Source organism: Larkinella arboricola (assembly GCF_003259745.1).
Taxonomy (GTDB): Bacteria; Bacteroidota; Bacteroidia; order Cytophagales; family Spirosomataceae; genus Larkinella; species Larkinella arboricola.
In genome coordinates this window covers 1-26585 of record NZ_QLMC01000015.1, presented here as the reverse complement: position 1 = coordinate 26585, position 26585 = coordinate 1, and the positions used below count along the sequence as shown (strand labels likewise).

Here is a 26585-nt window from a genome sequence, read left to right as displayed (position 1 = left end):
AACGCATCTTCCAGGAGAAAGCATCATCCGCCAAAGACAGGGCGCAGCTTCAGAAACTACTGGAAGCCTTACGGGAAGGTGATACGGTTGTAGTCTGGAAGCTTGACCGGTTAGGTCGATCTCTCAAAGAACTGATAAATTTAATCAATGATTTTCAGCAAAGAAAGATAGGCTTTCGGAGCCTGAATGATGCCATCGACACAACCACTGCACAGGGCAGATTGGTGTTTAATCTTTTTGCTTCATTGGCCGAGTTTGAGCGAGATCTAATTCGAGAGCGGACCAAAGCGGGTCTGTCAGCAGCTCGCGCACGTGGTCGCACGGGTGGTAAACCCAAAGGACTTAGTAAGGAAGCTCAGTCTAAAGCAGAAGCTGCCAGAATTTTGTTTGACAAAAATGAAAATACAGTTGCTGAGATAGGTAAGATACTTGGTATTAGCCGAGCAACTGTTTATAGATATTTGCATATTACGCTTGTGAAGGTTACATAATTAATATGTAATATATAAGAGGTAATATTGATTGATAAATATCTAAGCTGTTCAGATTAATTTATTCATGAGTGCTTTTTGCCTTTGTCATTTCTGGCGCGTCAGGCCTCTAATCCTTGGAGTCGCTAGGCTGTCAGCCAGCTACTAACGCTTATCTGACACACTTCCAGTTCAGCTTTAGCGGTTTCAGTCAGTATGGGTCTATTCACTCGCCTCATGTCCTTACAATACTATAACTTAAGCTATCTCAGCACATTTACTTACTTCTCTTAAATAAATGAAATGGGATTTTTCCCCTTTTCAACTAATAAATTCATGAGTAAATTACAGTGTCTTTACTACAACCTTTAATATTCGAAATAATCTTATCAGGGAAAGGGCAACTCATTAGACCAAAGTATTTCTAGAAAAGCCCCTTAGTTAGATCTTGTACAATAGATAGGGAAAATGGCAGCACGATTCTGCTAGCTAAGAAACTAGTATTTAATAATTGTTGCTGTTAGCATATAAAATAAAAATAGTTTTAGTTAACAAAATAAACAAAATTCATTCGTATGGAAATTCTTACAGAGTTAACTGTTACCTTAAAGGGAGCATTATGGAACATACTTGGTTTTAAAATTGAAACAATAGATGTACTAAAAAAAATTTTGGTAAACGACTCTCAAGATGAAGCAAAAGTAAATGTGAAAAAATTCCCATTATCCGAGGATCGTATTTTAGATATATTTATCGAAATAGAAGCCCCTAATGGAACTAACTATGATCTTGAGGTTTCTGGAGAGTTAAGTACGGGAGAAGACGCTTTAAATCTTAATTATAAAGAGTCTTTTGAGGTTATTCGTAGAGGAAATTTACGAATATCTTTAACAAAAAATTTAAATGAGTTATTAGATAACTAATATACTATTATGTCATCAGGAATAAATAATGTTATAAAAACAGTATTATTTATAGTAATGTTTAGCCCCCTTTCTGCTTATTCACAGACGTTCTTTGAAGCAGCAGATGGAACCGGTGTATTAGCATTTCGTAGAATACCGACTTCGCAAATAAGGCTAAACTTATCTGAAAAGATGCTAACATACGGGTATTACTATGCAGATGATACATTAACAGATCCTAAGAAAAGGCTTATAACTTTAGAAGTTAAACTTAAGCCTAACGACGATGGAATTGCCACGTTTATTGAAAAGAACAGACTTCAACCTGGTTTCGAACTAAATGCGGCATATGGTATCAGAAATCGAAAAGGTCTTTTCAATGGATTCGATGTACTTGATCTGTATGTAAAAGGTAATTTTAAATTAAATAATACGACTATATATGATTCAACTTTATTATTAACAAAGCAGGAGCCGATAAACAAATCAATAAAAGGAACGGGTGGGGCGAAATTAGTATTAAATTACGTTGTCTCATCTTTTAGTAAATTTAATATATGGCTTGGAGCGGAAGTTGGCTATCAAAGAGATATTAATATTGGAGATTTAGATGATATTCAGATACAAACTTTTCAGCTTTATCCTAATGACAGTGCTCGTACTATAATTTCTAATATAAAAGAAGCAAAGAAAGGACCTTTAGAATATATTAATAAAGTTCCCTTAAATATTGATTTAATATTTGATCCTCAATTAAAGTTAAAAATATTTGGAGGAAGCGCAACCAATGTAACCCCAGCTCTATTTAGTTATCTTCGAAAAGATTTTAATTATAAAGCTAAGCAAAACAGGATAGGTTTAGGGATTTGTTTTTTGGGAGAAAAAGATCCATCAAAAGTCATGACTTCAATAGGATATCAATTTCCAATATTTGGAAGCGGAGTTAGCACAGAAACAAGACAAGAGGATAAGGGTATATTTTTTGCTTCAATTGGTTTTACTTTTTTATAGGCTTTTTAATATCAGAAATACAATGGCAAGAGACTGTTCAATAAACTGTGTCAGGTTTTGATTAAAGCTATAAAAGCTGACACAGTTTATTGAACAGTCTCAAAGGCATAGTCTTATGTACAGAGTGAGTTTTCCCTTTGTATAAGTTAAACCTGTTCGCAATGATAAAAGCCAAGTACTGAAGTATAAAGCTTAAATTTTATGTGATTTTAGCCTTAAGTTTAACACTTCTATTCTACGGCATGCTCTAAATGACCGTTTGTAAAACGCCATAAAGGATGCATAACGCTTACAAGCGTACATATTACTAACTCTTTACAGGAAGGTAAACGCACCGGAGCCCCCACTCGCTTATCAGTAGATCAGCTCACGGAGTTAGTTACGGAACCTAAGAAGGACCCTGAGCAGCATGACTTCAAGGGAGATCGTCTACTCGTCAATAAACTGATACCTCCTTGATTTTAATCTTTAGATTCATATTTTACATCAGGATATATTAAGTCATATCTTATTCCATTTATATCTTCTCCAGATAAATTCTTTATAAGATGGAAGTCAGAAATAAGTTTTAATTGCTTTCCATCTTTGTCTTTTTCTGTACTGTCAGGCTCTAGTTCCCATTTTCTTCCTAAAGAAGAGATACTGTTAACGAACAATAAGCTTTGCTCAAAGGTTGAAAGCTGAGCTCTTAATGTTTTTGCATAAAAATATCTCTCTTCAGAATTAAGTATATCGACCTGTTTAATGTATTTAAAACTTTGAAACAAGTGCCTATAATAATGCCCTAGTCTATGTTGGTGCCCCCCATAATATTTGTTATATTTAACATCTTTCTTAATCAAATCAGTATATGACTTAATTCTCTCTTCGTCACTTGAGAAAAAACCATTAAATGTAAGCTCATCAATCGTTTTATTAAGCAGTATTAAATCTGAATCCGTAATATTAATATTTCTTTCTTTGTACTTCCTTAGGCTAGTAAGCGACTTTGATAAATCTAAAGATTTATTGTAGCTTATATTCCATAACTCATACAGAAAAGATTCTCTTTTGGGTTTTAATTTTAGCTCAGAGATAACTTCGTTAGTAATATGTGCATTATAGACTTTCAAAAATCTAGTGCGTAGTATACTTCTTGAACTTCTTGAATATGCCACTCCAAACTGGGCCATTTGCGCCGATTGATGCTGGTCCACCCGCGCCGATGTAAACTGGGCCACCTGTGGATAAGTGAACATTGAAGAGACAATATTCATTGTTTCCCCTTGGGCAGACCTATCAATCCTGCTCACCGGAAACGATGGCTAACTGTCGAATCAAAATGTTCCAACTCCGACGACTGATCGAACTGCGACTTAAGGGCACTTCCAAACGGAATCTAGCCCGCATTCTGGCCATCTCGCGTACTACGGTTCAGCACTACCTGACCCAGCTTGAAGCCCTATTCCCGACGCTGGAACCCTTGCTGGCCTGGGATGATGCCCAACTGGACCGACTAGTAACGGCATCAGGCGTCCTTCAAGTTAAGCATCCCACGCTGACCGAGTTGTTTCCAACCTTCGAACACGAATTGGCTAAACCCGGTGTGACCCGCCAGCAACTCTGGATGGAATATCGTCTGCAACACCCTGATGGGCCGCGTTATTCCCAGTTTAACCATTTGTTCCGCCAATGGCAGGCGCAACAAAAAGTAGTGATGCACCTGGAGCATAAAGCAGGCGAGCAACTCTTCATTGACTTCGCCGGTGATAAGCTTTATTTGACCAACGAGCAGACGGGGCAACTAAAGGCCGTCGAGTTTTTTGTGGCTATTCTACCCAGTTCTCAACTGACGTATGCGCAAGCCGTCACCAGCCAACAACAGGAAGACTTCATTGCCGCTTTGCAAGCTGCATTAGTGTATATCGGTGGTGTTCCCAAGGCGATTGTACCCGATAATTTCAAAGCGGCTGTCACCCGAGCTGACCGTTATGAACCCACGATCAATCAAACCCTGCAGGATTTTGCTTCCCATCATCAGACGGTCATTTATCCCGCTCGTAGCGGTAAACCCCGCGATAAAGCTCTGGTCGAAAGCGCAGTACGGATTCTCTACCAGCGAATTTATGCACCCTTACGGAATCGAACCTTTGCCACGCTGGTTGAACTGAACAAGGCCATCTGGCAACTACTCGATGCGCATAACCGAACCTGTTTACAAGGCAAATCGTATTCCCGGCGGGACCGCTTTGAGCAACTCGAACGGGCTTGGCTACAACCCTTGCCCACGCAAGCCTATGAACTTAAACGGTATTGTATGGCCAAGGTGCACCCCAACGGCCATGCCCAACTTCAACCCGATAAACACCATTACTCGGTGCCCTACCGCTTAGTAGGGCAAGCCGTTAAGTTCATCTACACCCAGGACAGCGTGGAAATCTACCATCACTTCGAACGGGTGGCGGTCCATTCACGCCAACGTACCAGCGGTCAATACACCACCTTGCGCGAACACCTGCACCCGCATCATCAATGGCTCTCGCAATGGTCACCCTTATTTTTTGAAGAGCAGGCGGCCAAAGTCGGCCCTCATACAATCGGTATCATTAAGGAGTTATTGCGACTACGAACCTATCCCGAGCAGGCGTATCGTTCCTGTGCCGGGGTCTTGTCATTGGCCAAAGGCTACGGTCCCGATCGGCTGGAGCGGGCCTGCCAACGGGCGTTGCATTATCAAGCCACCTCATACCGATTGGTTAAAAGTATCCTGGAGCGAGAGCTAGACCGGCTGGAGTTGGAGCCGGTACCCATAGTTGCCATTCCGCCCTGTCAGCATGAGAATATCCGGGGTGCATCGGCCTATCAATGAAAAAAAATAAATACGAAAGGGGAATAAAAACACACGAGCCAAATGAACAACCAAGCCACTTTAGAGGCCATGCGCAAACTCGCCTTGTGGGGTATGGCCCAAAACTTTGAGCAGTTGATCCGTCTGCCGCTGGATCAACATCCCACTACCGACCAGGTGGTGGCGCAACTCACCCAGGCGGAGCAAGCTTACCGGCAACATCGCAAAACGGTGACAGCAGTGCGGCAGGCCCGCTTCCGTTATCAGGCCGCTCTGGAAGAGATTGAATACTTACCTGGCCGCAACTTAGACAAGAATCTGCTACTACGTCTAGCTGACAGTTCCTTCATCAGTCGGGCCGAAAACATCCTGATCACTGGTGCTACGGGTTGCGGCAAGAGCTTTCTTGCCACGGCCCTGGGCTATCAGGCCTGCCACATGGGGCTACGGGTGGCTTACTTCTCATTGCCCAAACTCTTCCAAAAACTGCATTTGGCTCAAGCTGATGGCTCGTATGTTAAAGAGTTGGCTCGCTTAGAGCGGCAACATCTGCTCATCCTGGACGACTGGGGGATGCAGGCATTGTCCTTGCATGAACGGCTCGCTTTAATGCAGTTAATTGAAGATCGGCATGGGCGGGCCAGCACCATCATTACTTCCCAGCTACCGGTGAACGGCTGGTATGATTACATCGCCGACCCGACGCTGGCCGATGCGATGCTGGATCGGCTGGTACATCACGCCCACCGGATTGAATTGAAAGGGGAATCTATGCGAAAACGCACCAAAAAGGAGGAAAAAATAGGGCAATAGTTACCTTTGTATACTCTTCAATACCACTTATCCACAGTGGCCCAGTTTGCATCGGCGCACACGGCTCAGTATCATCGGTATAGTCAACTTCTTCCTAAACCATAGTAAAATATAGAGTATGATATATCAATATTTGCTACTTCTTTAAGATCTATTTTGGGAAAGATTGATTTGATTTTTTCAATTTCTTCAGTTTTGTATAAATCTTCACATCTATATTTTTCAGTAATATTTTTTGTCTCGTTTAAGCATTCTTCGAATTCCTCAAGTAATACTTTAAAGACCTTCCTATTCTCAGAGGTATTCATTTTTGTGGCTTCAAATTTTGTATAATTCAATTCCCTGACATTATCTCTATGTAATCTAATCATTTCGAAATAAGAGGATTCAAAGCTTTGTCTTTTGTTTTGTTTGCCTTGTTCCGAAAATGTAAGAAAGATAAGTAAAGTGCCTACTAAACTAAATAATGTACCAGCGACACCCCCAATATAATCTCCGAATTGTCCAGTTTTTTCAAAGTCTATTATAGGGTTCCAAAAAGAATAGCCATTACAATATGCTTTAACTGATAGGAATAGCATTAATATTATTCCTAAGATTGTAGTAATGATTATAATATATATAGTAATTTTTGTTTGTTTGTCTGTTAGGGCCATTTTTAAAATTACGGTGTTTAGTCTATAAAATAGATAAGTTTATCATCTTTCCTTTATAGATTATTATAATATTTTTATTGCAAGTTCTAAAGTTTGCTGTATAGTTGAAGTGAATAATATTTAACTAAATACTCAGAATAACACAGTAAACTATAGTCTATTCGAAAGAGATTGTTAAGCAGCATGTTTTGCACTAAACCCAAAAGTCTGCTTAAGATCAGAAAGAATTTTGTTAAAATGGCCTTCGAACTTTTCGTTGACATTATCAAAAGAACCTATTAGTCGCTCATAGATTGGGTTTCCAAAAATATCCTTGACTTCTATTGTTCGTTTTGAGGCTATATTAGATACAAACAAATCTTTCATTTTTTCTAACACTTTGATTTGATCATCTGTAAAGTCGTAAGTGTGTATGTATGTTAAATAATTTTTCTCGATTCGCTCCTTGGGTGTAGGTATTTTTTTCTTTCCTAGTGCATGAAGCAGGAAGTCCCATGCTGATCCTTCTGGATAATCATACATCTTTTGTAAATGACCCTCATCTAGGAAAATCTGAGGCTTACTCAACCAATTAATCAATTCCTCGATCTCTAAATCGGTCGGCTGGTAGTCATTCCGTTGTGCTTTTTCACGCAGGTTGCTAATAGTCGAATTAGGTGACTCGTTTACAGCCTGTTCAAATATTCGCTTCGCCTGATCAATGGGTATGTTATCAATTATATTGATTGAATCCCCATGAATTTCGACTCGCTGAATCAAATGAGCTGGATCAGGGTTTTCTATTAGAAAGTATTCACCTATCGGTGTGTTAGTGCTACTACTGGATTTCTTTGCATTTGCTGGTTTGACAACCTTCGTGTTCTCTCTTAATGTGCCGCGTCCATTATCTTCCATCCGGCGGCATAAACCTACAAAGTCTAATACAGTAAAGCTAAACTTACCGGTTTTGGGGTCTAAACGTGTACCACGACCCAGCATTTGAATATAACGGCCAACGGATTTGGTGAGAGCAGCAAATGAAACAAATCGGACGCACGGAATATCCACCCCTGTGCTCATAATATCTACTGAAACGGCTACATAGGGTTTCTGATAAGGCTTTTCAAACCAAGCTTTTAGCGTTTCGTTTAGTTCGTTGTTCTCCGAAATAATTGTTTCGGCATAATATGGCTTCTCGGAATAGTCATTTTCAAATACCTTGTTTACGGCTTTGGCTAACTCTATACAATGAGCTTGACTAACACCAAATAGTAGAACCTTCTCTCCCCACTGCGTATTTTTCTTTATTTCTTCAGCGATTCTCAAACAGTTTTCCTCCGAGATGAACTTGCGGTTGAGTTGTTCAAGCTTAAGTTTCTTTTCACCACCTAACACGATTTCGTATCTATCCTGTGGATCAAGAACATGGTCAAACTCAATACCACTCTCTTCTGCTTCTTTGATTAGAGATGACAGCAGTTCAATAGGTTTGTAAGGTGCAAGAAATCCTTCCTGAATACCGCGATCCATATCAAATTTAAAGTCAGGTTCGCCTGTTTCGCAGCCGAACAGCCGGTAGGTATCTATAATGGATAAATCTTCTTCTGGTACTTCTGACCCTTCTTTAGCAATCGCAATACGGGGAGTGGCAGTCATACCAATGCGCGGACACAAGAAATGGTCGAAGATTAATGAGCGACTAACATTGATACTCCGATGACACTCATCTACCAGAATTAGGTCATAGAATGTAGAGGGGATGTCGCTGTAAATCATTTCCAGTGTATCAATTACTACTACATGGATGCTGACATGCTTATGTGTCTTGAAGTTTGACGTAGTAATCCAGGTAGACGGAAAATCTTTGCTAATTAACGAGAACCCTTTGTCAACGGCTTGTTTCGCCAGCATTCGCCGATCAACTACAAACAAAACACGCTTGACCAGTCCGTAGCTCAATAGAGTTTTTACTAAGGCCACAGCAGTGCGAGTCTTGCCAAGTCCAGTTGCCATGTGAACAAGCATTTTCTGTTTGCCTGCCTTGTAATTATCGACCAGTGTATGAATGCACTGAAGCTGATAATATCGGTCCTTACCAACAGTCGGGTCGTAACCACCAGCGATGGTAGTATCAATAGTAATTTCGCGATTAGAGATGATCTTGCGCTGCTGTTCAACTTTCAGTTTCATATCTTCTAGCCGCATAAACGATGTTACTTGCCGAAACTCACCCGCTTCCAATCCTCGCCAAGCATTATCATAAAACAATATTCGCTCGACGCTGCATGCATACAGGAAGCGTGGCTTTAAGATGGCTGAATACACCATTCTAAGCTTTTGAAGTGCCTTCCGCTCATCGCTTAGTTTGTTCTCAATGACAGCCAAAACATCACCGTTCAAGTCTTGCAATACGATGTCGGGCTTGATAGACTTTATATGAGGAAATTGCTTCTGTTGTTCCGTTGTCAATTTGTACTCCTGCTGATACAAAAGTGTATCTCCTGCTCGCCAACCTATAGCCTGGAGCATATTAATTATACGGATATCCGTAGAAGTAGCTTCGTTGATAAGTTTGGCTTTTGCTTGAGGTTTTTGCTGTTCAAGCTGCTCTTTCAATTCTTCAATATATTCTTCTGTATTCTTAACAATGCCCCGATACGCCAGGCTACTAGGGTTCTTGGCTAGCTCTTCCCGATAGCGTTTCAGTGACTCCTCATGAGCCTTAATCAGCGATGCGGTGCGTTGTGGATTCATCAGTTAAAGTATATTCTAAAAATGCCTTTAGGCGTAACATCATCATAACAGGTACCAAAATCCCGTTGCCATTTCTGGTAAGCAAGTAAATCAGAGTTGGCTTCATAAAATACCTCAACTCGATATTGTGCTTTCATGAACTTACGGTTAGTAAATAAACGCTCGAATAGGTCTCTTTTGTCTCCCTCCAATTGGTCTATAGCAATCAGATCAAAAAAGAACACCAAATCCACATCACTGGGATCAGGTGCACGGGTGCAGAAAGATCCATCAATCCAAAGCTCTGCTTTTAGGCCAAGCCGTTTAAACTGATTAATAAACTGCCCGAATTGAATAAGTAGATTCTGGCGATAGTCATGCGCTTGGCCCCGTCCAAAAGGTTGAACAAAAACTGGGTATAGCTGTTCTTCATCAATGTCTTTGATACCTTCAGGGTGTAACGGCGGGTACTCTAGCTCTTTCATGCTTCGGTGGGCGTTGGGACGATTTCTGACGTAATGCCCCAAACCTCGCTTAATATCGTGTTTATTTCGAGCTCTGCTTGCTGCTTAACAATTAGAGGATCATATTTCCCATTAAATAGTACTCTTATTTCTTTTTCTAAAACTTGAATTTCAAACCATTCTTTAGCGCTTTCACAAATACCAATTATCATCTTCTGCTCTTGTATTTTCTTAACTATTTCAAGCTGCTTCTTATAAGGCGGCAACGGAAAACGAACGTTCACAGCGTCCTCCATTCGCATAGCTACGTTAGCCGTTCCTTTCATCAATGGGCAAAACAATTCTTCCCTTCGGGCATCTAAAATGTAATATAGATATTTAGGGTAAAGCTCAGTTTCAGGATCATTGGGAATAGCGGCAAATAATAGATTTGCCAACGCAAACTTACCCTCTTGATAATGGATGCGTTTCAATGTGGCCGAGCCGTGTCCAGTTGAAGAGATTAGCGGTATACAAACGGCTTTTGTATCGAATTGATAGTCAGGTGCCGTTTTGCGTTCAGCAGCAGTCACGACGAACGGAAAATGACCCTCTTCTGTTGCCTGAGTCCCTAACTTACCTTTTTCATAGCTACAAAGCTCTTTAATGGATGCAGTTGGGTAGGTGTGTCCAGTGTCAAGCAAAGCTTTTAATTTCTTTAGCTCTTCATACAGTTGAATAACTGTGTCATCCTGCCGGCTCAAAAACTCACGGACTATATCAGCTTCCATGGCATTGACCAGATTTAGAGAGTGAAGCGCATTAAAAATGGTTGGACCGATCGTCTTCTCATTTTGCAACTTTTTCCATATAGCTTCAACATCAACTTCAGAATTTACTTCCTTACTATAAACTGGTAACTCACCGGTAGTCAATCCGCTGCGGTAGCTGCTTAAGTTCAAAGAATAGTTATGTGTCTTAGCCCCTCAAATAGTTGGAGACAAAATTTAAAAAGGATTTGTCACTAACTTTAAGGAAATGAAGAAAGAAAAGCGAGTTTTTACTCCCGAACACCGGGAATCGATTCTGAAAGAAGCCGCCCGAGCTGGAAAAATGGAAACCTGCCGTAAGTACAATTTATCGCCCTCTCTTCTACGAAAATGGCAGCATAAATACGAGAACAGTGGTCTGGCGGGCTTGTCCAACCGCTACAAAACCGTTGACCATCAAGCCCGGGAGATGGAACAGGAAAACGAACGGCTCAAACGGATTGTAGCGAAACAAGCCCTGGAGCTGGAAGTAATGGCAGAGTTGTGTCTTAGCCCCCTGAATGGTTGGACAAAATTGGAAAAACAATTTAGTCCTTTATATTCAGGAAATCATGAGCAAAGCCAGACGAACATTCACCCCAGAAGACCGTTACTCATTGGTTCAGGAAGCCCTACGGGATGGGGCTTCCGATGTATGTAGGAAGTATAATCTTTCTTCTTCACTACTGAGAAAATGGAAGCAGAAGTACCTCCATAACGGCAAAGAAGGCCTGAAAGACTCGTATCCCCGAGTTGACCCGCACCTGCGCGCTTTAGAAGAAGAGAATGAGCGTTTGAAACGCATCATTGCTAAGCAAGCTTTGGAGATTGAAGTTAAAAGCGAACTGTTAAAAAAAACACCTATCGGACCCCGGAAAAGGTAATGCTTATGACTCAGTATCAACAGCAGGCGAGTCGGACCGATCTGTGCCAATGGCTGGATTTGCCTCGTAGCGTATCCTACTACAAATCCCGAACGGGTTTGCCAGGAGCAAAAATCAGCCAGATGACGATGAAACTGGACGGTACTTGGGTAACCAATGAGGAAGTAGTAACTCGTATTCGACAACTACTTGATACAGAATTTAATGCCTTCGGCTACGAGTATACCGCCCATGAACTCAAGAAAGAGTACATCATCAATAAGAAAAAGGTGTACCGGCTGATGCGAGACAATGGTTTGCTGCTGGGAAAAGTGATTCGATCAGGTGGCAAACGCGAGTTTGTTAAGTTTAGAAGGATTGATGCCACCAAACCACTTGAGTACCTCTGCTGGGACATTAAATATGTGTGGGTACAGGGAGAGCAGTGTAATTACTACCTCTTATGTGTTTTAGACGTCTATAGCCGCAAAGTCGTTGACTGGCTCTTTCAGAAGAGCATTCGCCAGATGGATTTGGTTAATTTGCTCCGACATATCAGTCAAACCCATGAATTGAAGGGGGTGATACTGCGGAATGATAACGGTAGTCAGTTTATCGCTCACAAGGTGCGTAACTTTCTGAAAAGCTCTGAGGTTCGCCAAGAGTTTACGCATGTGGCCACACCCGAAGAAAACGCTTATATCGAAGCGTTTCACAGTATTCTGGAAAGAGAGGTTATCGAACGAAATGAGTTTGCCAGTTACTACGAAGCCAAAGAGACATTGAAGCGGTTCATTACTTATTACAACACCAAGCGACTTCACCGGTCCATTGGTTTTGTAACGCCACAGCAAAAGTGGGAAGCCAGCTATCAGAAAATAGCTGTATGTGACTCATCCATTATAGCTGAACTGTCCAACTGATAGGGGGCTAAGACAATGTGCTTTATCTATACGTTTCGCGATTTCGTTCTGAATACGGTTCTCTAGAATGTGGTCAAACTGCTTCAGCTCAAGTTCTTTCTCTAACTCCGACATTTTACACGCCTTGATCTTCCGACTATAATCTGCCTCTTTTTTAGCGCGGTCGATGGCGCCTTTTGCCGCAAGATCAGCACGGGTTTCAATACGAATCTTTTCTTTAGTGCGAGGGTCAAGCGTTTTAATCCACTCGGCCGGAATGCAAAATTGATGCTTGGTTTCGGGCGGGCGTTTGCTGTGTTTGACGTACTGATGGTAAAGCGTTAGACACTCGACCAACTGACTACCAGGATGCTCCTTCCGATTGGTGCCCATCGTATAGCCGTCGTTGGTGACTTTGTAAAACCACACCCAATCTGTTAAGCCACCTTTTTCGAACAGTAATATAGAAGTCTTAGGCCCCTGTCCACTTTTACTGACAAACAAGCCCTGTGGCAGCGAAATAACGGCCCTAAGCTGGTTTTCATCAAGCAGCATTTTACGCAACGCCTTAGCACTAAACTGATCCCAAGTATGAAATCCTTCTGATACAACCACCGCGCACCGACCACCTTTCTTAAGCAGTTCGAGCATTAACTTTACAAACAGGATTGTTGTCTCAGATTCTTTAGCGTGTTCGCCCCAAACGTTTGGATAAGCATCTTGGTCACGCTGTGCGCCAAAGGGAGGATTCGCTAGTACTACCGTTTTGCTACTTGCATTTATTGCCGGGTCGAACATAGCTAAACTATCACCCTGCTCGATGTTAGCTGGATTCAATCCACGGATGTAAAAGTTGATAGCAGCCATCTTCCGGATCATACCAAGGTATTCGATACCTGCTACGCCCGACCGATAAAATTGCGTCGTCTGCTGAATACTTGGAAAATCAAGCTTATTAGTCTGGAAGTATTCATCAAACCAATTACGCAGCTCTGAATGAGCTTTTTCACCAGGCCAGCTCTGGTCGGGGTCCATCCTGCGCATAACAAACTCAAAAGCATCGAATAAAAAACCACCCGTTCCACAAGCTGGGTCAAACACAAAATCATCTATACCAGGCTCAACCAGCGCAGTCATAAATTGCCGGATATGATCGGGAGTACGGAATAAGCCAATATCTTTCGTTCCACCCGTTTCGCTTAAGGCTGACTCGATAGCGTCACCTAACAGGTCGGTTTTCAGCAATCGACTTTCTTCAATGTCATCAGCTACAATGCCAATGACTTCACCTAAGTTGCCACTGTTGACGTTGTTGGTGAAGTTCGAGTTACTGAACACTTCTTCGATTAGCACTAATTGATCTTGTACCTTTTGCGGCAGATTTCCTTCAAATACTTTACGGGCGCTTTGCAGAATGGTACCGTAGAAAGGAAAGAAGTTGGTATTGAGTTCGGCAAGAAGCTGTTCGTTTGTTACTGTTATTAAGTACGAGAAAAGTCGGTTCTCATTTGATTCCTCTTGCCCAGTCTTTGGATTTACCCATTTATAGCTGGATGAAAAGAGTTTACGTAAAGGTTTAAAATCGTCGTCTTGCTTAATTTTGGTTTCAAAAATTCGTAATAGCAATAACTCAATAATATACTCGACCCGCTGGACAGGTGTCCCAGCAGGACGCAATTTATTATGAAGACGTTTTAAAGCGTTGTTAGTTTTATTATCAGCGTAATGTACAGTTGAGCGGCCCATATTATAAAAACAAATAGAACCAAATCTACACATCTAAGACTCTCAGTCCAAAGTGTGATAGGTTTAAGGTGAATAATTTCCTATACCTTTTACACAGTTTAGTTATTATTTGTCTGATTCTCAGAGAGCAATTCTGTATCTTATACAGAGCTTCATTTAAGCCTTTACATACCTTGCATAACTATAAACGTTGGCTTGATTGTAAATAAGGAAATAAAGCTGTAAGAGCCTATCCTGGTTTGCACCCAGATTAAAAGGTTCTTGCATCGTATTCTGTAGAAGAATAAAGCTATATTTTTTCTTCCCTCTTCCAACCGGTGCAGAATGTGAAGGAGTTGACAATGCTATATAGGCTCGACAACCTCTGTTGATTATCCAACTTAATTACATTAAATAATATTACAATAAGTTTTTATGCCATGTAAATATTTACAGGCTAAAGCTAGTTCAACCAAAGGTTTATATACAATAACAAGTCCTATTTTTGGTACCTATTTTACATCCTATACAGGATTTTGGTTAAGTATAATAAGAGTGCTTGTTTATACTCTTGTTTTTGATCCAAAACATTTGCTTATTGCAGTACATAAAAACATCCAGAAATGGTTATTGTTGTAGGTTCACAAAAGGGCGGCGTTGGCAAGACTACCGTTGCCACCAATTTAGCCGCGTGGCTGGTCGCTAAGGGCCATGAGGTGCTACTGGTCGATGCTGATGATCAAGCCAGTGCGTCAGATTTCTCAGCATACCGAGAGCAGACGCGCGGAACTACGGGCTATACTCTGGTTCAGATCAACGGCTTATTGGTGCGCAAGCAGATCGAAGCGCTGCGGCCAAAATACGACCACATCGTCGTCGATACGGGTGGGAGGGATACCACAAGTCAGCGTGCAGCTATGTTCGTCTGCGATGTGTTCATCACGCCGTTCAATCCACGCTCCTATGATCTTTGGACGATTACGAAAGTGTCCGAGCTAGTAGAGGAGGTACAATCTATGCGCACGGTCCCTATGATGGCTTATAGCTTCATCAACCGCGCTGATGTCAAGAGCCAAGATAACCGGCAAGTATCCGAGGTGTTGCAGGGCTATGAGAGCCTGGCTTTTTTGCCGCACCCGCTAACCAATCGCAAGGCTTTTGCCAATTCGGCGGGTGTCGGTCTTGCCGTATTCGAGATGGAGCAGCCCGACGAGAAAGCCGTTGCCGAAATTGAAAAACTATTTAACGCCATTACCCATGCCAGTTACACCACCACCAAAGCCGTCTAAAAAGCCGACAGAGGCCGATATAGAGGCAATGATCAACAAAGGGGGAGCAATTGCCCAATTAGAGGCCGATAACGAACCAGATGATGCTATAAAGCATGTTAATACACGTCTAACGGCTGGTGTCATCAGGCAGATTGATGCAATGCGGTCGAAGCGGCCGCGGAAGATGGGAAGCCCAAAGGTCGGCATAAGCCTGCGAGACTGGATTGCCGAGGCTGTTCTTGAGAAACTGGAGCGGGAGAAGCGAAAGTATAAAGAGTAGGAAGGAGGCTAGCTCTGTTGGATTCGAACCATCAACCACTGGTTTAGAATACCGACTCTTTATCAGTTGAGCTAAAGACAAGCAGACTAGCTTCCAACATCAAGCATTTACACCCTATACTTATGGCCAAAAAGGAAGAACTTTCACCTATTGCCAAACGGCGCGGTAAACTGGTTTATGAAGCCTTTCAGGAGGAGCCAGACGACAGGGATATCCTATTTCAGTCATCTGTGATGGCGCATTGCTATCTACCGCGCCGGGAGCCGGATCTTAAACCGAATGAAATCTGGCAGGCCGAGAGTGGAAAGTTTAGCTTGTATGTCATGCCAATGCCGATCCGTAATCCGGTCACTCATGAGATGCAATATCTTGGATTGCCGTATGGCGTCAAAGCTCGGATCATCCTGGCCACGCTTAACACCATCGCGCTTAAGAGCCAGAACCGCATCATTGACATGCCGGCCAACAGCGTGACTGATTTTAATAATTATATGGGCTTTTCGGAGAGTGGAAGCCAGGTCTCCACCGTTCGCGACCAAATTAGCCGTTTAGCGTCCTGTGTCGTGCGAATGACTTATGACGGCACTGAAGGCCAGCACAACATCAACTTGCCTCTGGTGAGCGGTTTTACGCTATTCCCGGAGCGCAATCCCGACCAGCTTCTGTTATGGCCTAGTCAGATCGAGCTATCGGAGGCTTATTTCCACAATTTGATGGAGCACGCTGTGCCGTTAGCAAAGAGCCACCTGACGGCCCTTTCTAACAACGCCACGGCCATTGACTGGTACACATTCCTGGCGCACCGTCTGCACCGCATCCAGCCTAATAAGCCGCAATTTCTTGGCTGGCAAACGATTAAAGCCCAGTTCGGCGGAGATTATAATCGGATGACGGATTTCCGCGCTAACTTCAAGAAGGTCCACCGTCTAGTAAAGAGCTTATACACCGATGCAAGGGTAGAGGAGAAAGGTGCGCGCGGTTTAATGTTACATTTTAGTCAAACTCCAATACCTAAAAGGTTAATAACCAACGGATTAAATGATAAATTGTGACAAACTCGCAGTTTTTGAGATTTTGTACAAAAAAATCACTTTAATGCATTGATAATTAATGGTTTAAGTGTGAAAATGTGACAAACTCGCAGTTAGTAACATGAATTATCCACACTCAGAGGCATAGAACATTGCTTTTTGGAAGTTATCCACTGCGATTTTGTCACAGCAAAACCTAGTTATCCACTGCGATTTTGTCACACTTAGGACTGCGATTTTGTCACATAAACCTTTATAGTTAATAACCTTTATTTAAAAAAAGAACCCTTTATTTCTGTACGGTTTTGTGGATAAGTAGTTTCTAATTTCAATAGTAAAAAAAAGGCTGTTTTAGCAAGTCGTTCAAACCAACAAAAATTAGTATGTTATACTGGGTTATACTGGGAAAGTTTGTCCTAACGAATTCGTGTAAAAAAAACAATTAATGCGGCCTGTTGTTGTATGTACATATAAAAATACTTATCTATTTGAAATAAATAATCTTTTCCTGTTCGCTTACCAATCTTATGAATAGCTATTATTTTTGACGACTAGATTAGGTATCTAATTAGGCACCTTTTGCTACCTTTGTTCGTTACTCCTTTGACCGATTCAATGCCGGTTTTTGATATTTTTGATGGAATTACCATTAGCATATTTTCTAACGATCACCTCCCTCCGCATTGTCATGTGCAATATGCAGAGTGGGAAGCCTTGATTGATATTCGAAAAGTAACGGTCTATGCAGGCTCCTTACCGCGCACTCAATTGCGGAAAGCGTTAGCATATATCCAGATTGCCAAGAACCAGGAAGAGCTTTTAGAAGCCTTTTATCAATTGAACCCTCGAATCAAACGGCTATAAAAATGGACAACCTCCAACCTATTTTGCCCCGCATCACCAAGGTCCTTCAGGTGGAGCCGTTCACGATTACCGTTCTGTGGACTACCTCGGAAGTACGGACCATTGACTTTGAACCTTTGTTTACCCAGTGGAAAGACCAGGGCGACACCCGACTATTGCCTTTAATGGACTACGCCACTTTCCAGCAAGTAGCCATCTCCCCAACTCGCACCTTATACTGGCCTAACGTCTTGGTTTCGGTCCCCCTGAGAAACCGAGTGATTTCTGGCCCACTGGATCTAGATCCGGATGTCTTGTATGAGCAAAGTAAATTAGTGAAGAAAACCGAGAAGATTCCAGTAGGCATCCTCTTGAAGAAGGCCCGGGAAGAAGCGGGTTTATCGCAATTGGAATTGGCTTTGAAAAGCGGCACGACCCGCCACTACATCTCCCGAATTGAAAACGGAAAATCCGACATTCAGCTTGAAACGCTTAACAAAATTGTGCAGCTAGGGATGGGCAAGGAAGTCCGCGTTGAAATCCGATGACTGACTATTCCCCCTCGGTCTTTTTAAGTTCAAGTTTCTCCAAAAGTTACTAAATTATGAAGGGTTCATGTGTAGCGGAGCGTTCTTTTTAAAGAAGCGAGCGGGAACAGTATTTAACGCTGCGCTATACTGTTCCTTCGCTCGCCCGCAGGGCCACTAAGAAAACGTAAACCATACTAAATCAAATAGTTAAACAAGATTTTGATTCTGTCTTGCTGTTAGTTAAATTAGCATCCATCAAGATTATAGCTGAATATATTAGTAAAGTGACTGGTAATCAGTAGTAAATTTCTTGATTGACATCTGAATGGCTGTATACTTTTATGGAAAAAGAGAAAATCCGGGATAAACAGGTGGCGCTTTCGCCGGCGCTGTTTACCGAGTTTGAACGCATGGCCGAAAGCTACGGACTGACCAATAAAGGGCTGCTGGAAGCAATGCTACGCTACTTCAAAGCCACCAAAGCCGACCCCAGAAACCCCAAGGCCGAGCATCCCACCGAGGCCATCAAAGCGCTCGATAAGCGCTTTGTTTCCTTTATCCGCCAGCAGGAGAAAGAGGTGCTCAAACCCATGCACGACGAAATGACTCAGGTAGCCGACGAGCTTTACGGGCTGAAAGAAAACGTGAAGGAATTGCAGGATGACTTTGCCAAGATGGTGCTGCGGCAGCTGGGTACCGTGCTGCGGCCCGAGCTGGTCAAGCCTGAGTTTTTAGAAGCTTGGCAGAACGATCAGGAACGCCGACGGAAGGTACGTGAATCGCTGATGCCTAAAAAGTTTTCTGATGGTGGCCAAGGTTAGTGGGGGTGGCGGGGGCAGCTGCCGGGGGCTGGCTGAGTACCTGGAAAAAGAACAGCAAGGACAGTGGTTCGACCAAAGCCGCCAGGATCTTTCGGTGCGCGGAGTGATTGAACACCTGGACGCTAACAAGCGCAACTTGGGCCGAGAGGAAGCTAAGTTTTACCAACTGGTGCTAAGTCCCAGCCAGTCGGAGCTTAAGCACTTGGGCAACGATCCGAGCCAACTGCAAGCCTATACGCGGGCGGTGATGGAGGCGTACGCGAGCCATTTTGGAAAGGGGATAGAAAGCCGGGATCTGGTGTGGTACGCCAAGATCGAACACACCCGGCATTACAACCACCAAGACCGCCCGGTCCAGTTAGGGGAAATCGCTAGGGGCCAAGCCAAAGCGGGCGAGCAGACGCACGTGCACGTGTTGGTCAGCCGCACGGAGAACCTAGCCCGCTACCAGGCGCAGAAGCAGAGCGGAGCGATCAGCCGGAAGAACCCCTTGAAACTAAGCCCCGCCACCAACCACCGGGGCACCGAGCGGGGAGCGGTGCAGGGGGGCTTTGACCGCAGCGCCTTTAAGACGCTGGCCGAGCAGGTCTTTGATCAGCAGTTCGGCTACAGCCGGGCTTTAACCGAAACGTTTGCCTACGCTAACACGATGGCCCACGGGGAGCGGGAGCAGCGAGTGGATCTACGGCACAAGGTTCGCCGGGAACAGGAAAGGCAGCAGGAACGGCAAAAAATACAGGAGCGCGCTCAAAAGGTCGAACCGGCTCTGAAGCCAACCGTGGAACAAGCTCCTACACTGGCCCCGGCTCCGAAGCCTGTGGAGACTGCTCGGCCCGTTACGCCCGCGCAAACCGAAAAACAAGAACAACTGCGACGACTGCTGGAACTGTCTCAGAAGCCACCCGAGCCGCGAAAGAAAAAAGGACTCGGACTCTAACCCCTTTTTAAGTATGTTATTGACGATTGTCTTAGCCTTACGTGTTTTTAGTGACGTGATCCTGCCCATCGGGATTTGTATGCTGCTGGGCACGGCCACGGCGGCCCTGATCGGTGGGTTGCACTGGATCGGGCTAGGCGTGCTGGTCCGGCCCCTGATCCGGGCCTTATACCCCCGCCAGGGCGATCTCTACCGTCAGGATATTCTCTTAAACTACCTGTGGTTTCGTATCGGGGCCATCTACGCCCTTTTGTACGGATTGATCCAAGTAGGGCTGTTTCCCTTCGTATTCTGGGGCGGCATCGCCTACGGAGGCTACCGGCTGTGGCAGTACCTGAAGGATTGGCACGCCGCCGGAGCCGATCCTGAGCCGCAGGAGGACGCCCTGCCAAGCTTTACGCTGGCGAGCCACAGCGGGCCGATTCATCTGGCTAATCCTTACCGGGGCATTTTCGTGGCCGGGGGTGCGGGCAGCGGTAAGAGCAAAAGCATCATCGAACCCATTATCCAGCAGGCCGGAGCCCAGCATATGGCCGGGATCGTTTACGACTTTAAGTTTCCTACCTTGGCCCAGCAGGTGGCAGGCAGTTACGGGCAGAGTTATGTAACGCCCTACTACGTGAACTTTACGGACCTGAGCCGCAGTCACCGGATCAACCCCATTCGGGCGGAGCTTTTAACTTCGGCCAGTTTTGCCCGCGAGGCCGCCGTTACGGTGCTGGCGAACCTGGACTACCAGGCCAGTCAGGCCCGCAGCTTCTGGATTCAGTCGGCGGAAGTCTTGTTGACTGGCGCGATCTGGTATCTGCGCCAGCGCCACGCGGAGCACTGCACCCTGCCGCACGCGGTGAGTTTGCTGTTAGCAGGAAGTCCGCACGATTTAATCCGGACGCTCAGCCAGGATGAGCAGACACGAGGCATCATTGCGTCGGTCAGCAGCGGAGCGGCCAGCGAGAACCAGCTGGCGGGGGTATTTGCGACCATTCAAAACTACCTGTCGGTCTTAAACAGCCCGGAAATCTATTGGGTCTTATCAGGAGATCAGGTGCCGCTGGATCTAAATGAGCCGGGGAAAGCTGGAATATTGGTTCTGGGCAACGATCCGACCCTAAGTGGTACCTTTTCTCCTTTGCTGTCATTAATCGTTTCTGTGGCCTTAAAACGCATGAACCAGCGGGGGCGGGTGCCGAGCGTGGTGGTGTTGGATGAAGCACCCACCTTATTTATTCCCAACTTCCAGCAAATTCCCGCTACGGCCCGCGATAACGGCGTAACGACCGTGTACGCCGTGCAGGACATTGCCCAAATGGAAGGCACATTAGGAGCCTCGGTGGCGGAAATGATTATCAGCAACTTGTCCAATCAGTTTTTTGGGCGCACGACCAACCCCAAAACCGCCGAGCGAGTTAGCAAGCTATTCGGTAAGTACGATCAGGCGTTTGCGGGCCGCTCGATTAGCAATGGCCAGGGAACCACCTACGGCCAAAGCGAGAACGTTCAGCAGCGGGACCGGCTGGAAGCAGCTACGGTCATGCGATTTAAGCCAGGAGAATTTGCCGGATTGATTGCCGAAGGGAACGTGAACGAATTTCGGACGGGGTTTGTAGCAGGTGAATCTCAAGTTCAGCCGATTCGGCCCTTTGCCCAAGTGACTCAGCCAGAGATTGAAGCTAACTACACGGCGATTCAAACCCAGGCCCGCAAGATTCTACAAGTATGGCCGGAAGGCGAGCCTAACCAGTGGTCAACCGACCCTGAAACTCGCTCGGACGGATTGACCCTGGAGGACCTTCTGTAACGAACGTGCGAAACGCTTCTTTCGATAAATGAGTTACAAATCAGAACGACCGTTGATGATCTATAACCATAATAAAGAAACACGACACATAATTAACTCAAGTTGTGCATTTCTGCCCTTTGATGATAGGGTGATAATTTTGGAGTTCTCGACACTTCAATCTTACCAGCCCTATGCACCAAAAGACGATTGCAATTTATTGTTTTCTGGATGACTTTCTGAAAGCCACTGGCCATCAGGAAGACTGCCGAAACCGAATCTCAGATGCCGAAGTGATGACAGCCGCTTTATTATCGACGCTTTACTTTTACGGTAATCAAACCACCGCTCTGCTTTATATGCATCAGCACCAAGGTGTTTACTGGATTGATAAATCGCAGTTTAATCGGCGGTTAAGGCGTTTACAAACCCAGTTATGGGCGATCTTTCGAGCATTAGGACAAACCCTAAAAGAACTCAATACCACCTGCCGCTATCTGCTCGACTCGTTCCCCGTTGCCATGTGTGACAACATCCGGATCGCCCGCTGTCGATTGCTTCAAGATGAAGCTTATCGCGGTTATTCCGCCAGTAAACGAAGGTATTTCTATGGCTTTCGAGTCCAAGTCATTACGACCGCCGATGGCATACCCGTTGATTTTTACATTTATGCCGGTGCTTTCGTTGATGCGACGATCCTACAAGTCATGCCCATTGAATTGCCAAAAGGCAGTGTCCTATATGCTGACAGTGGCTACCTCAATTATGACATTGAGGAGCTGATGGCCGAATGTGATCAAATTCAGCTCTTAACGGCTCGACGCTCAAATTCGAAACGCCAGGATGAGCCTGCGGTTGCTTTCCTTAAAAAGCATTACCGGCGACGCATTGAAACCGTATTTTCGCAAATCAAAGCACACAGTTTTCCAGCGAAGATCCACGCCGTTACAGTTCAAGGATTTTTGCTTAAACTCAGTTTGTTCATTATGGCATTTACCTTTGATCAACTCACAACTTGAATTAATTAATTACATATAATATCTACATCGGCATTTTGATCTTCATATCTTTTTTTTATGCCATCAACAAAACCAGATCGAAAAGAGCTTGATCTATCACATTCTGTCCGACTTTCAACAATTTTTTTATCAGCCCTCGATTGGACTATGCAGGTTACACATTCTGCTTTTTCACATGACGAAAAAGTGAGAAAAATATAAGCTAGCACTAAGAGGAGTTTTTTCATAAGTTTTGCTATGAATTAAATAGAAGGTTATTAGGTATAAGCGTTTATACTAATCAGATTGTTCAACGGAACTTACGTTTGGAGAGAAAAGGTTAAGCCCAATTCCTATACCAAGCCAAGGAGATTTTTTATATAGCCAGTTTGTTCCTATTTCCCCGGTTAATATATCTATTCCCAAAAATAGGCCAATTTGGATAGTTTTTCGTTGGTGAATATATGAAATAGCTGGCGAAAGTGCTGTGACGGAAGTATTAGAGCCTGTAAAATTCTTTGTATTTCCACTGTTTATAGGAATAGCAGTTATAGAAGCACTGAGTAGTATATGGTTACTTACATCGTTGGATATTGCTAAACCCCCTCCGGCACTTATTCCTAAAGAAATATTTGAAGTTAAATCAAAATACCTTTTCTCATTTCCCTCCCCGCCAGGAAATCTTGCTTTAAATGGTGCACTTATTGCACCATATGAAAAGAAGCGATTTCTGAAAATATCGACGTTTGTTTTTTCACTCAATGGCATAAAGTAATAGATAGGTCTTTCATCTGCTGTCTTTGTGTATTTTAAATTTAGAGCTACGCTACCATGAAAAGAAGAGGGAAATGTCGCAAATGAAATAACGTATCCCGTTGCAATTTTCTTTTCTATAAAAAATTGCCATCCTTTTTCAATATCATTTTCTGTAGTACCTTCAACAATATCTCCTACACTATTGCATGGCTTTAATCTTGTAGCAGATTTAAACTTATATTTAGTGCCTAAATCAAGTTCTTGGCCGTTTGAGGTTTTTACCACCAATATATTTGTAATAATCAGTATCAAGAGTATTAGAAATGGCTTCATATATTCTATCTATTTAAAATAATTATGAGTTAAGCTTAAATATAAATAACAGGGTGTAAGGAACCCAATATTTGATATGGCTAGGCTTATTCTAATTGATCGGCTTAAACAGGATGGATATAGCCTAATTACACAGCAAAAAAGTAAACGACCGTTTTCGTTTATATACTCAATATTAGTATTTTATAGAGTTGTTTTATCTTGCCCCGTTTTACAGTGTATGCCTATATACCAAACTTACTTTCGAGAATTAAAATATTTTTGCAAACCGCATTTGCTCTACCTATTAATACTTCGTCTTTGAATTCTTCGAAATTAAGGCTCTCCCAAATTTTTAACTCATTATGTAAATCATTAGCTTCTAATTTGTACTCTATTAAATCTTTATATAAGTCGTAGGCGTTGCCGGAAGAGGGCTGAAGAACACCTTCTACAAATTGTGATACTAAAGAAAATAAGGTTCCAATTAGAGCCAAAATAGCAACAATATATTTTGTAGTCTTTGGCGCTTCCGCAGCTAGTACAGTAAATATTGCAGCGCCAGATACAGTTGTTACTATACTAGCTATAAACCTTAAGGTATTAGCAGTTTTAAGTTTGCGTACAGCTTTTGGCTGAATATCGTTACATAGCTTAAGCGCAGTAGTTAATCCAGAAAAGCAAGTAGCAACACGCATTTTTATATGCTTATTTTCATCAGGTCCAGCGATTATACCTTCATCTAAATACTGAATCTGATTTGGGAAATTGTTACGAAGTTGCGTTAAAGACTCTGGAGAATGCTTCTTAAGAAGGCTAACAATTTCATCAATTGGAGGGCCTTGAGTTAGCTGATTGTCTGTTAATCCCATGTCATAATTTTAATGAGTTTTTGAATTGTCGTTGTCATCGTCAGTAGCTTGATATACGATTAAACTACCCGCAAGTATTGCAGCTGCTAAATTTGTACTAGCTGTTTCATAGAAGAATAATCTTGCTCTTCTTCTTTTTTGAGACCCGTTGGTAAAATTTTCTTCTACTACTATTTGTAAATCTTCAGACGACATCTTTTGAAAAAAATCCATGTAATCATTAGCATTGATAGCCTTACTTACCTTCTCAACTGCTTGTACTGTATTAAATTTGTTTACAATACTAGTTATACGACCGTTAGTAAATTCAGCCGATTTACAGCCTATCAAAAAAATTGAGATATTCTGTTCTTGAGTAATTTTGGCAATTTCACTTATGGATATATCAAATATCTTTCTTCCCGTTTCGTCATAAGTAACAAAATAACCATTTTCAATATGACCAAGTAAAAATATTGTTCTATCTTTGTTGTTAATTAATTTTTGTCTGAAATTATCGATTGTAAGATTAGTAAAATCTACGTTTAATATAAGTGATTTAGGTATCAACTCATCAATTTTTTTTTCGGTAGCCGAGTTTGTAACTAATGATATTATCCTGATATCCTCTTTAGAAAACTTTGTGTTTTTATACTTACTCATTAAATCAACTACCTTGTCATTATTTAACTTCAAGAATAAGTTAGGCTTTATTGAAGCGTAGTTATTAATAATACTTGATTCTGATCTAAATTGCTTTAGTTGCCTCCAATCACCGAGATACCTTACTTTAGCGTTTTTTGGTTCGCCTAAAATAATAGAGGCAAAATATTTATCTTTAAAGACGCTATTTTCTATAAAAAATTTAATATGGTTTTGGTATGCAATATTAACATCTAGTTCGTTGTAACCTGTTTGTCCAGGATTGATTAAACCTCGAACTAGTTCTTTTAAGTTGCTATTGCCGAAATCTCTGTATGTATCAAAAGGATATACGGCTTTAAGTGGATAAGGAAAACCTTCTGGTTTTAGGTTTGAATGGAGATATATAAACTCATCATCTGTATTAGGTTGTTTTTTTATAGTTATATATATTTTTACCTCTTTTAATTTAGATGTGTATTCACGACCTATAGTTGAAGCAGCGGTAGCTGCTTCGGATTCCATCCCAATAACACTAGATTTAGTACACCATGTATATTGTCCGGGTTGTCCATTAACCTTTACAGATGCTAGAAATAAGTTTATAAGTAATATAAATATTGGTATAGCTTGTCTATTTCTAATTGAAGTTGCCATATTATATTTTTTAATTATATATGAAATAATATAAATTTAAAAATAAGAAAAACCCGAAAAAGTCATTAAGAATAGCACCTACCTAATTAATATCAAATGGGGAAATTCCCGTATTTTTCGCGCTTTAGGTTATTTTATAGAATTCTGTCAGGTGAATTGACGTAGTTATACAGTTTCCACTGGATTCACTGTTGAGCAGTTGTATGAATTCCGAATTTAGTTACTCATGCCCTTAAAAAAATAGATACCTTTTAAGTGTGCTGGTTGAATTGGTCTTTGCCTAAATATGGATTTGTGTTTCTAAAGAAGGTAATTAGGGGTTCCAATCAATAAATTGATTAGTAAAGTGAATGGGTTTGGGAATCTTATTTCTGCCATCTATGCTGTTGTACTTTAGCCAAAGTGCGGGCGTCAGGCAAAATACTGTTTCAATAAACGCCCGTTTTACGAGACGCCTGACCTCTTACCGAATTCCCTTTAATTTACGTAGAAAAGTGTCTCAAATCGTTGTCTCACAAATCAATGTCTCATTTTGTTACCTTTGCCTGACTTATTGAGACACATACATGCTGATTGGCTACGCCCGAGTATCGACACAAGACCAGAATTTGAATCTCCAGCTTGACGACCTGATGAAAGCCGGTTGTGAACGCATCTTCCAGGAGAAAGCATCATCCGCCAAAGACAGGGCGCAGCTTCAGAAACTACTGGAAGCCTTACGGGAAGGTGATACGGTTGTAGTC

At 42.6% G+C, this 26585-nt stretch carries 27 protein-coding genes; 17 read left to right on the top strand and 10 right to left on the bottom strand.

The features are described from left to right. The 3 genes from LX87_RS27600 to LX87_RS27590 form a co-directional block, all read left to right on the top strand. Nucleotides 1-491: recombinase family protein (locus LX87_RS27600; RefSeq protein ID WP_111631545.1), on the top strand; the 491-nt coding region annotated here is incomplete at its 5' end. A 554-nt stretch (nt 492-1045) separates the two neighbouring features. After that, nucleotides 1046-1393, top strand: coding sequence for a hypothetical protein (locus tag LX87_RS27595; protein ID WP_111631544.1), 348 nt, complete (start codon nt 1046-1048; stop codon nt 1391-1393). 9 nt (nt 1394-1402) lie between these two features. Next, on the top strand, nt 1403-2386 hold the full coding sequence (locus LX87_RS27590; protein ID WP_146624589.1) for a hypothetical protein: 984 nt from the start codon (nt 1403-1405) through the stop codon (nt 2384-2386). A 461-nt stretch (nt 2387-2847) separates the two neighbouring features. On the opposite strand, the gene LX87_RS27585 is transcribed toward LX87_RS27590, so the two are convergent. Next, nucleotides 2848-3642 (bottom strand): putative phage abortive infection protein, encoded by a 795-nt coding sequence (locus LX87_RS27585; protein ID WP_111631542.1) that lies wholly within the window; start codon nt 3640-3642, stop codon nt 2848-2850. A gap of 65 nt (nt 3643-3707) precedes the next feature. On the opposite strand from LX87_RS27585, the gene istA reads away from it, so the two are divergent. Then, complete coding sequence (istA, locus tag LX87_RS27580) at nt 3708-5234, top strand: IS21 family transposase (RefSeq protein WP_229310854.1); 1527 nt, start codon at nt 3708-3710, stop codon at nt 5232-5234. A gap of 42 nt (nt 5235-5276) precedes the next feature. After that, the gene (istB, locus tag LX87_RS27575; protein WP_111631540.1) at nt 5277-6026 is read left to right on the top strand and encodes an IS21-like element helper ATPase IstB; all 750 of its coding nucleotides are present in this window, start codon (nt 5277-5279) and stop codon (nt 6024-6026) included. Nucleotides 6027-6109: 83 nt separating this feature from the next. Here istB and LX87_RS27570 read toward each other — a convergent pair whose 3' ends face one another. The 4 genes from LX87_RS27570 to LX87_RS27555 form a co-directional block, all read right to left on the bottom strand. Continuing rightward, nucleotides 6110-6682: a hypothetical protein gene (locus LX87_RS27570; RefSeq protein WP_111631539.1), complete on the bottom strand. Its 573-nt coding sequence runs from the start codon at nt 6680-6682 to the stop codon at nt 6110-6112. Between the two features lie 174 nt (nt 6683-6856). Then, entirely contained in the window at nt 6857-9415 is a 2559-nt protein-coding gene (locus tag LX87_RS27565) for a DEAD/DEAH box helicase family protein (RefSeq protein WP_111631538.1), read from the bottom strand. Further along, entirely contained in the window at nt 9415-9879 is a 465-nt protein-coding gene (locus tag LX87_RS27560) for a DUF6932 family protein (protein WP_111631537.1), read from the bottom strand. Before LX87_RS27560 ends, LX87_RS27565 begins: the two co-directional genes overlap by 1 nt. Then, the gene (locus tag LX87_RS27555) at nt 9876-10799 is read right to left on the bottom strand and encodes a restriction endonuclease subunit S (protein ID WP_146624588.1); all 924 of its coding nucleotides are present in this window, start codon (nt 10797-10799) and stop codon (nt 9876-9878) included. Before LX87_RS27555 ends, LX87_RS27560 begins: the two co-directional genes overlap by 4 nt. 76 nt (nt 10800-10875) lie before the next feature. Between LX87_RS27555 and LX87_RS29195 the strand changes: the two genes are divergently transcribed. Genes LX87_RS29195 through LX87_RS27540 form a run of 3 tightly spaced genes read left to right on the top strand, consistent with a single transcriptional unit; the run spans nt 10876 to nt 12432 of the window. After that, the gene (locus tag LX87_RS29195; RefSeq protein ID WP_229310853.1) at nt 10876-11307 is read left to right on the top strand and encodes a transposase; all 432 of its coding nucleotides are present in this window, start codon (nt 10876-10878) and stop codon (nt 11305-11307) included. Beyond that, nucleotides 11219-11530, top strand: coding sequence for a transposase (locus LX87_RS27545; protein ID WP_111631535.1), 312 nt, complete (start codon nt 11219-11221; stop codon nt 11528-11530). Before LX87_RS29195 ends, LX87_RS27545 begins: the two co-directional genes overlap by 89 nt. 5 nt (nt 11531-11535) lie before the next feature. Further along, nucleotides 11536-12432: an IS3 family transposase gene (locus tag LX87_RS27540; protein ID WP_229310852.1), complete on the top strand. Its 897-nt coding sequence runs from the start codon at nt 11536-11538 to the stop codon at nt 12430-12432. Here LX87_RS27540 and LX87_RS27535 read toward each other — a convergent pair. After that, complete coding sequence (locus tag LX87_RS27535; protein WP_170139490.1) at nt 12403-14157, bottom strand: HsdM family class I SAM-dependent methyltransferase; 1755 nt, start codon at nt 14155-14157, stop codon at nt 12403-12405. The two genes, LX87_RS27540 and LX87_RS27535, sit on opposite strands and share 30 nt — an antisense overlap. 602 nt (nt 14158-14759) lie before the next feature. On the opposite strand from LX87_RS27535, the gene LX87_RS27530 reads away from it, so the two are divergent. From LX87_RS27530 to LX87_RS27490, 8 genes are all read left to right on the top strand, one after another. Next, complete coding sequence (locus tag LX87_RS27530; RefSeq protein ID WP_111631532.1) at nt 14760-15425, top strand: AAA family ATPase; 666 nt, start codon at nt 14760-14762, stop codon at nt 15423-15425. A gap of 384 nt (nt 15426-15809) precedes the next feature. Then, on the top strand, nt 15810-16739 hold the full coding sequence (locus LX87_RS27520; protein ID WP_111631530.1) for a replication protein RepA: 930 nt from the start codon (nt 15810-15812) through the stop codon (nt 16737-16739). A gap of 582 nt (nt 16740-17321) precedes the next feature. Then, nucleotides 17322-17582, top strand: a complete 261-nt coding sequence (locus LX87_RS27515) for a DUF4160 domain-containing protein (protein ID WP_170139489.1) — start codon at nt 17322-17324, stop codon at nt 17580-17582. 2 nt (nt 17583-17584) lie between these two features. After that, nucleotides 17585-18109 carry a helix-turn-helix domain-containing protein gene (locus LX87_RS27510; protein WP_111631528.1) on the top strand — a complete coding sequence of 175 codons (525 nt, stop codon included), beginning with the start codon at nt 17585-17587 and terminating at the stop codon, nt 18107-18109. Between the two features lie 323 nt (nt 18110-18432). Continuing rightward, nucleotides 18433-18912 carry a BfmA/BtgA family mobilization protein gene (locus LX87_RS27505; RefSeq protein WP_111631527.1) on the top strand — a complete coding sequence of 160 codons (480 nt, stop codon included), beginning with the start codon at nt 18433-18435 and terminating at the stop codon, nt 18910-18912. Beyond that, nucleotides 18896-19849 carry a DUF5712 family protein gene (locus LX87_RS27500; protein ID WP_111631526.1) on the top strand — a complete coding sequence of 318 codons (954 nt, stop codon included), beginning with the start codon at nt 18896-18898 and terminating at the stop codon, nt 19847-19849. The genes LX87_RS27505 and LX87_RS27500 overlap by 17 nt, the downstream gene beginning before the upstream one ends. 13 nt (nt 19850-19862) lie before the next feature. Continuing rightward, nucleotides 19863-21647: a type IV secretory system conjugative DNA transfer family protein gene (locus tag LX87_RS27495; RefSeq protein WP_111631525.1), complete on the top strand. Its 1785-nt coding sequence runs from the start codon at nt 19863-19865 to the stop codon at nt 21645-21647. Nucleotides 21648-21820: 173 nt separating this feature from the next. After that, a complete protein-coding gene (locus tag LX87_RS27490) occupies nt 21821-22645 on the top strand; it encodes an IS982 family transposase (RefSeq protein WP_111631524.1) in 825 nt (274 codons plus the stop codon). 5 nt (nt 22646-22650) lie between these two features. Here the strand turns inward: LX87_RS27490 and LX87_RS28680 are convergent, their stop codons facing one another. The 4 genes from LX87_RS28680 to LX87_RS27475 all read right to left on the bottom strand — a co-directional run bounded on the left by LX87_RS28680 (nt 22651) and on the right by LX87_RS27475 (nt 25842). Then, entirely contained in the window at nt 22651-22872 is a 222-nt protein-coding gene (locus tag LX87_RS28680) for a hypothetical protein (protein ID WP_146624586.1), read from the bottom strand. Nucleotides 22873-22921: 49 nt separating this feature from the next. After that, nucleotides 22922-23713: a hypothetical protein gene (locus LX87_RS27485; protein ID WP_111631523.1), complete on the bottom strand. Its 792-nt coding sequence runs from the start codon at nt 23711-23713 to the stop codon at nt 22922-22924. Nucleotides 23714-23937: 224 nt separating this feature from the next. Continuing rightward, the gene (locus tag LX87_RS27480; protein ID WP_111631522.1) at nt 23938-24564 is read right to left on the bottom strand and encodes a hypothetical protein; all 627 of its coding nucleotides are present in this window, start codon (nt 24562-24564) and stop codon (nt 23938-23940) included. Between the two features lie 9 nt (nt 24565-24573). Further along, nucleotides 24574-25842, bottom strand: coding sequence for a hypothetical protein (locus LX87_RS27475; RefSeq protein ID WP_111631521.1), 1269 nt, complete (start codon nt 25840-25842; stop codon nt 24574-24576). A gap of 566 nt (nt 25843-26408) precedes the next feature. On the opposite strand from LX87_RS27475, the gene LX87_RS27470 reads away from it, so the two are divergent. After that, on the top strand, nt 26409-26585 hold a 177-nt coding region (locus LX87_RS27470), incomplete at its 3' end, for a recombinase family protein (protein ID WP_146624585.1).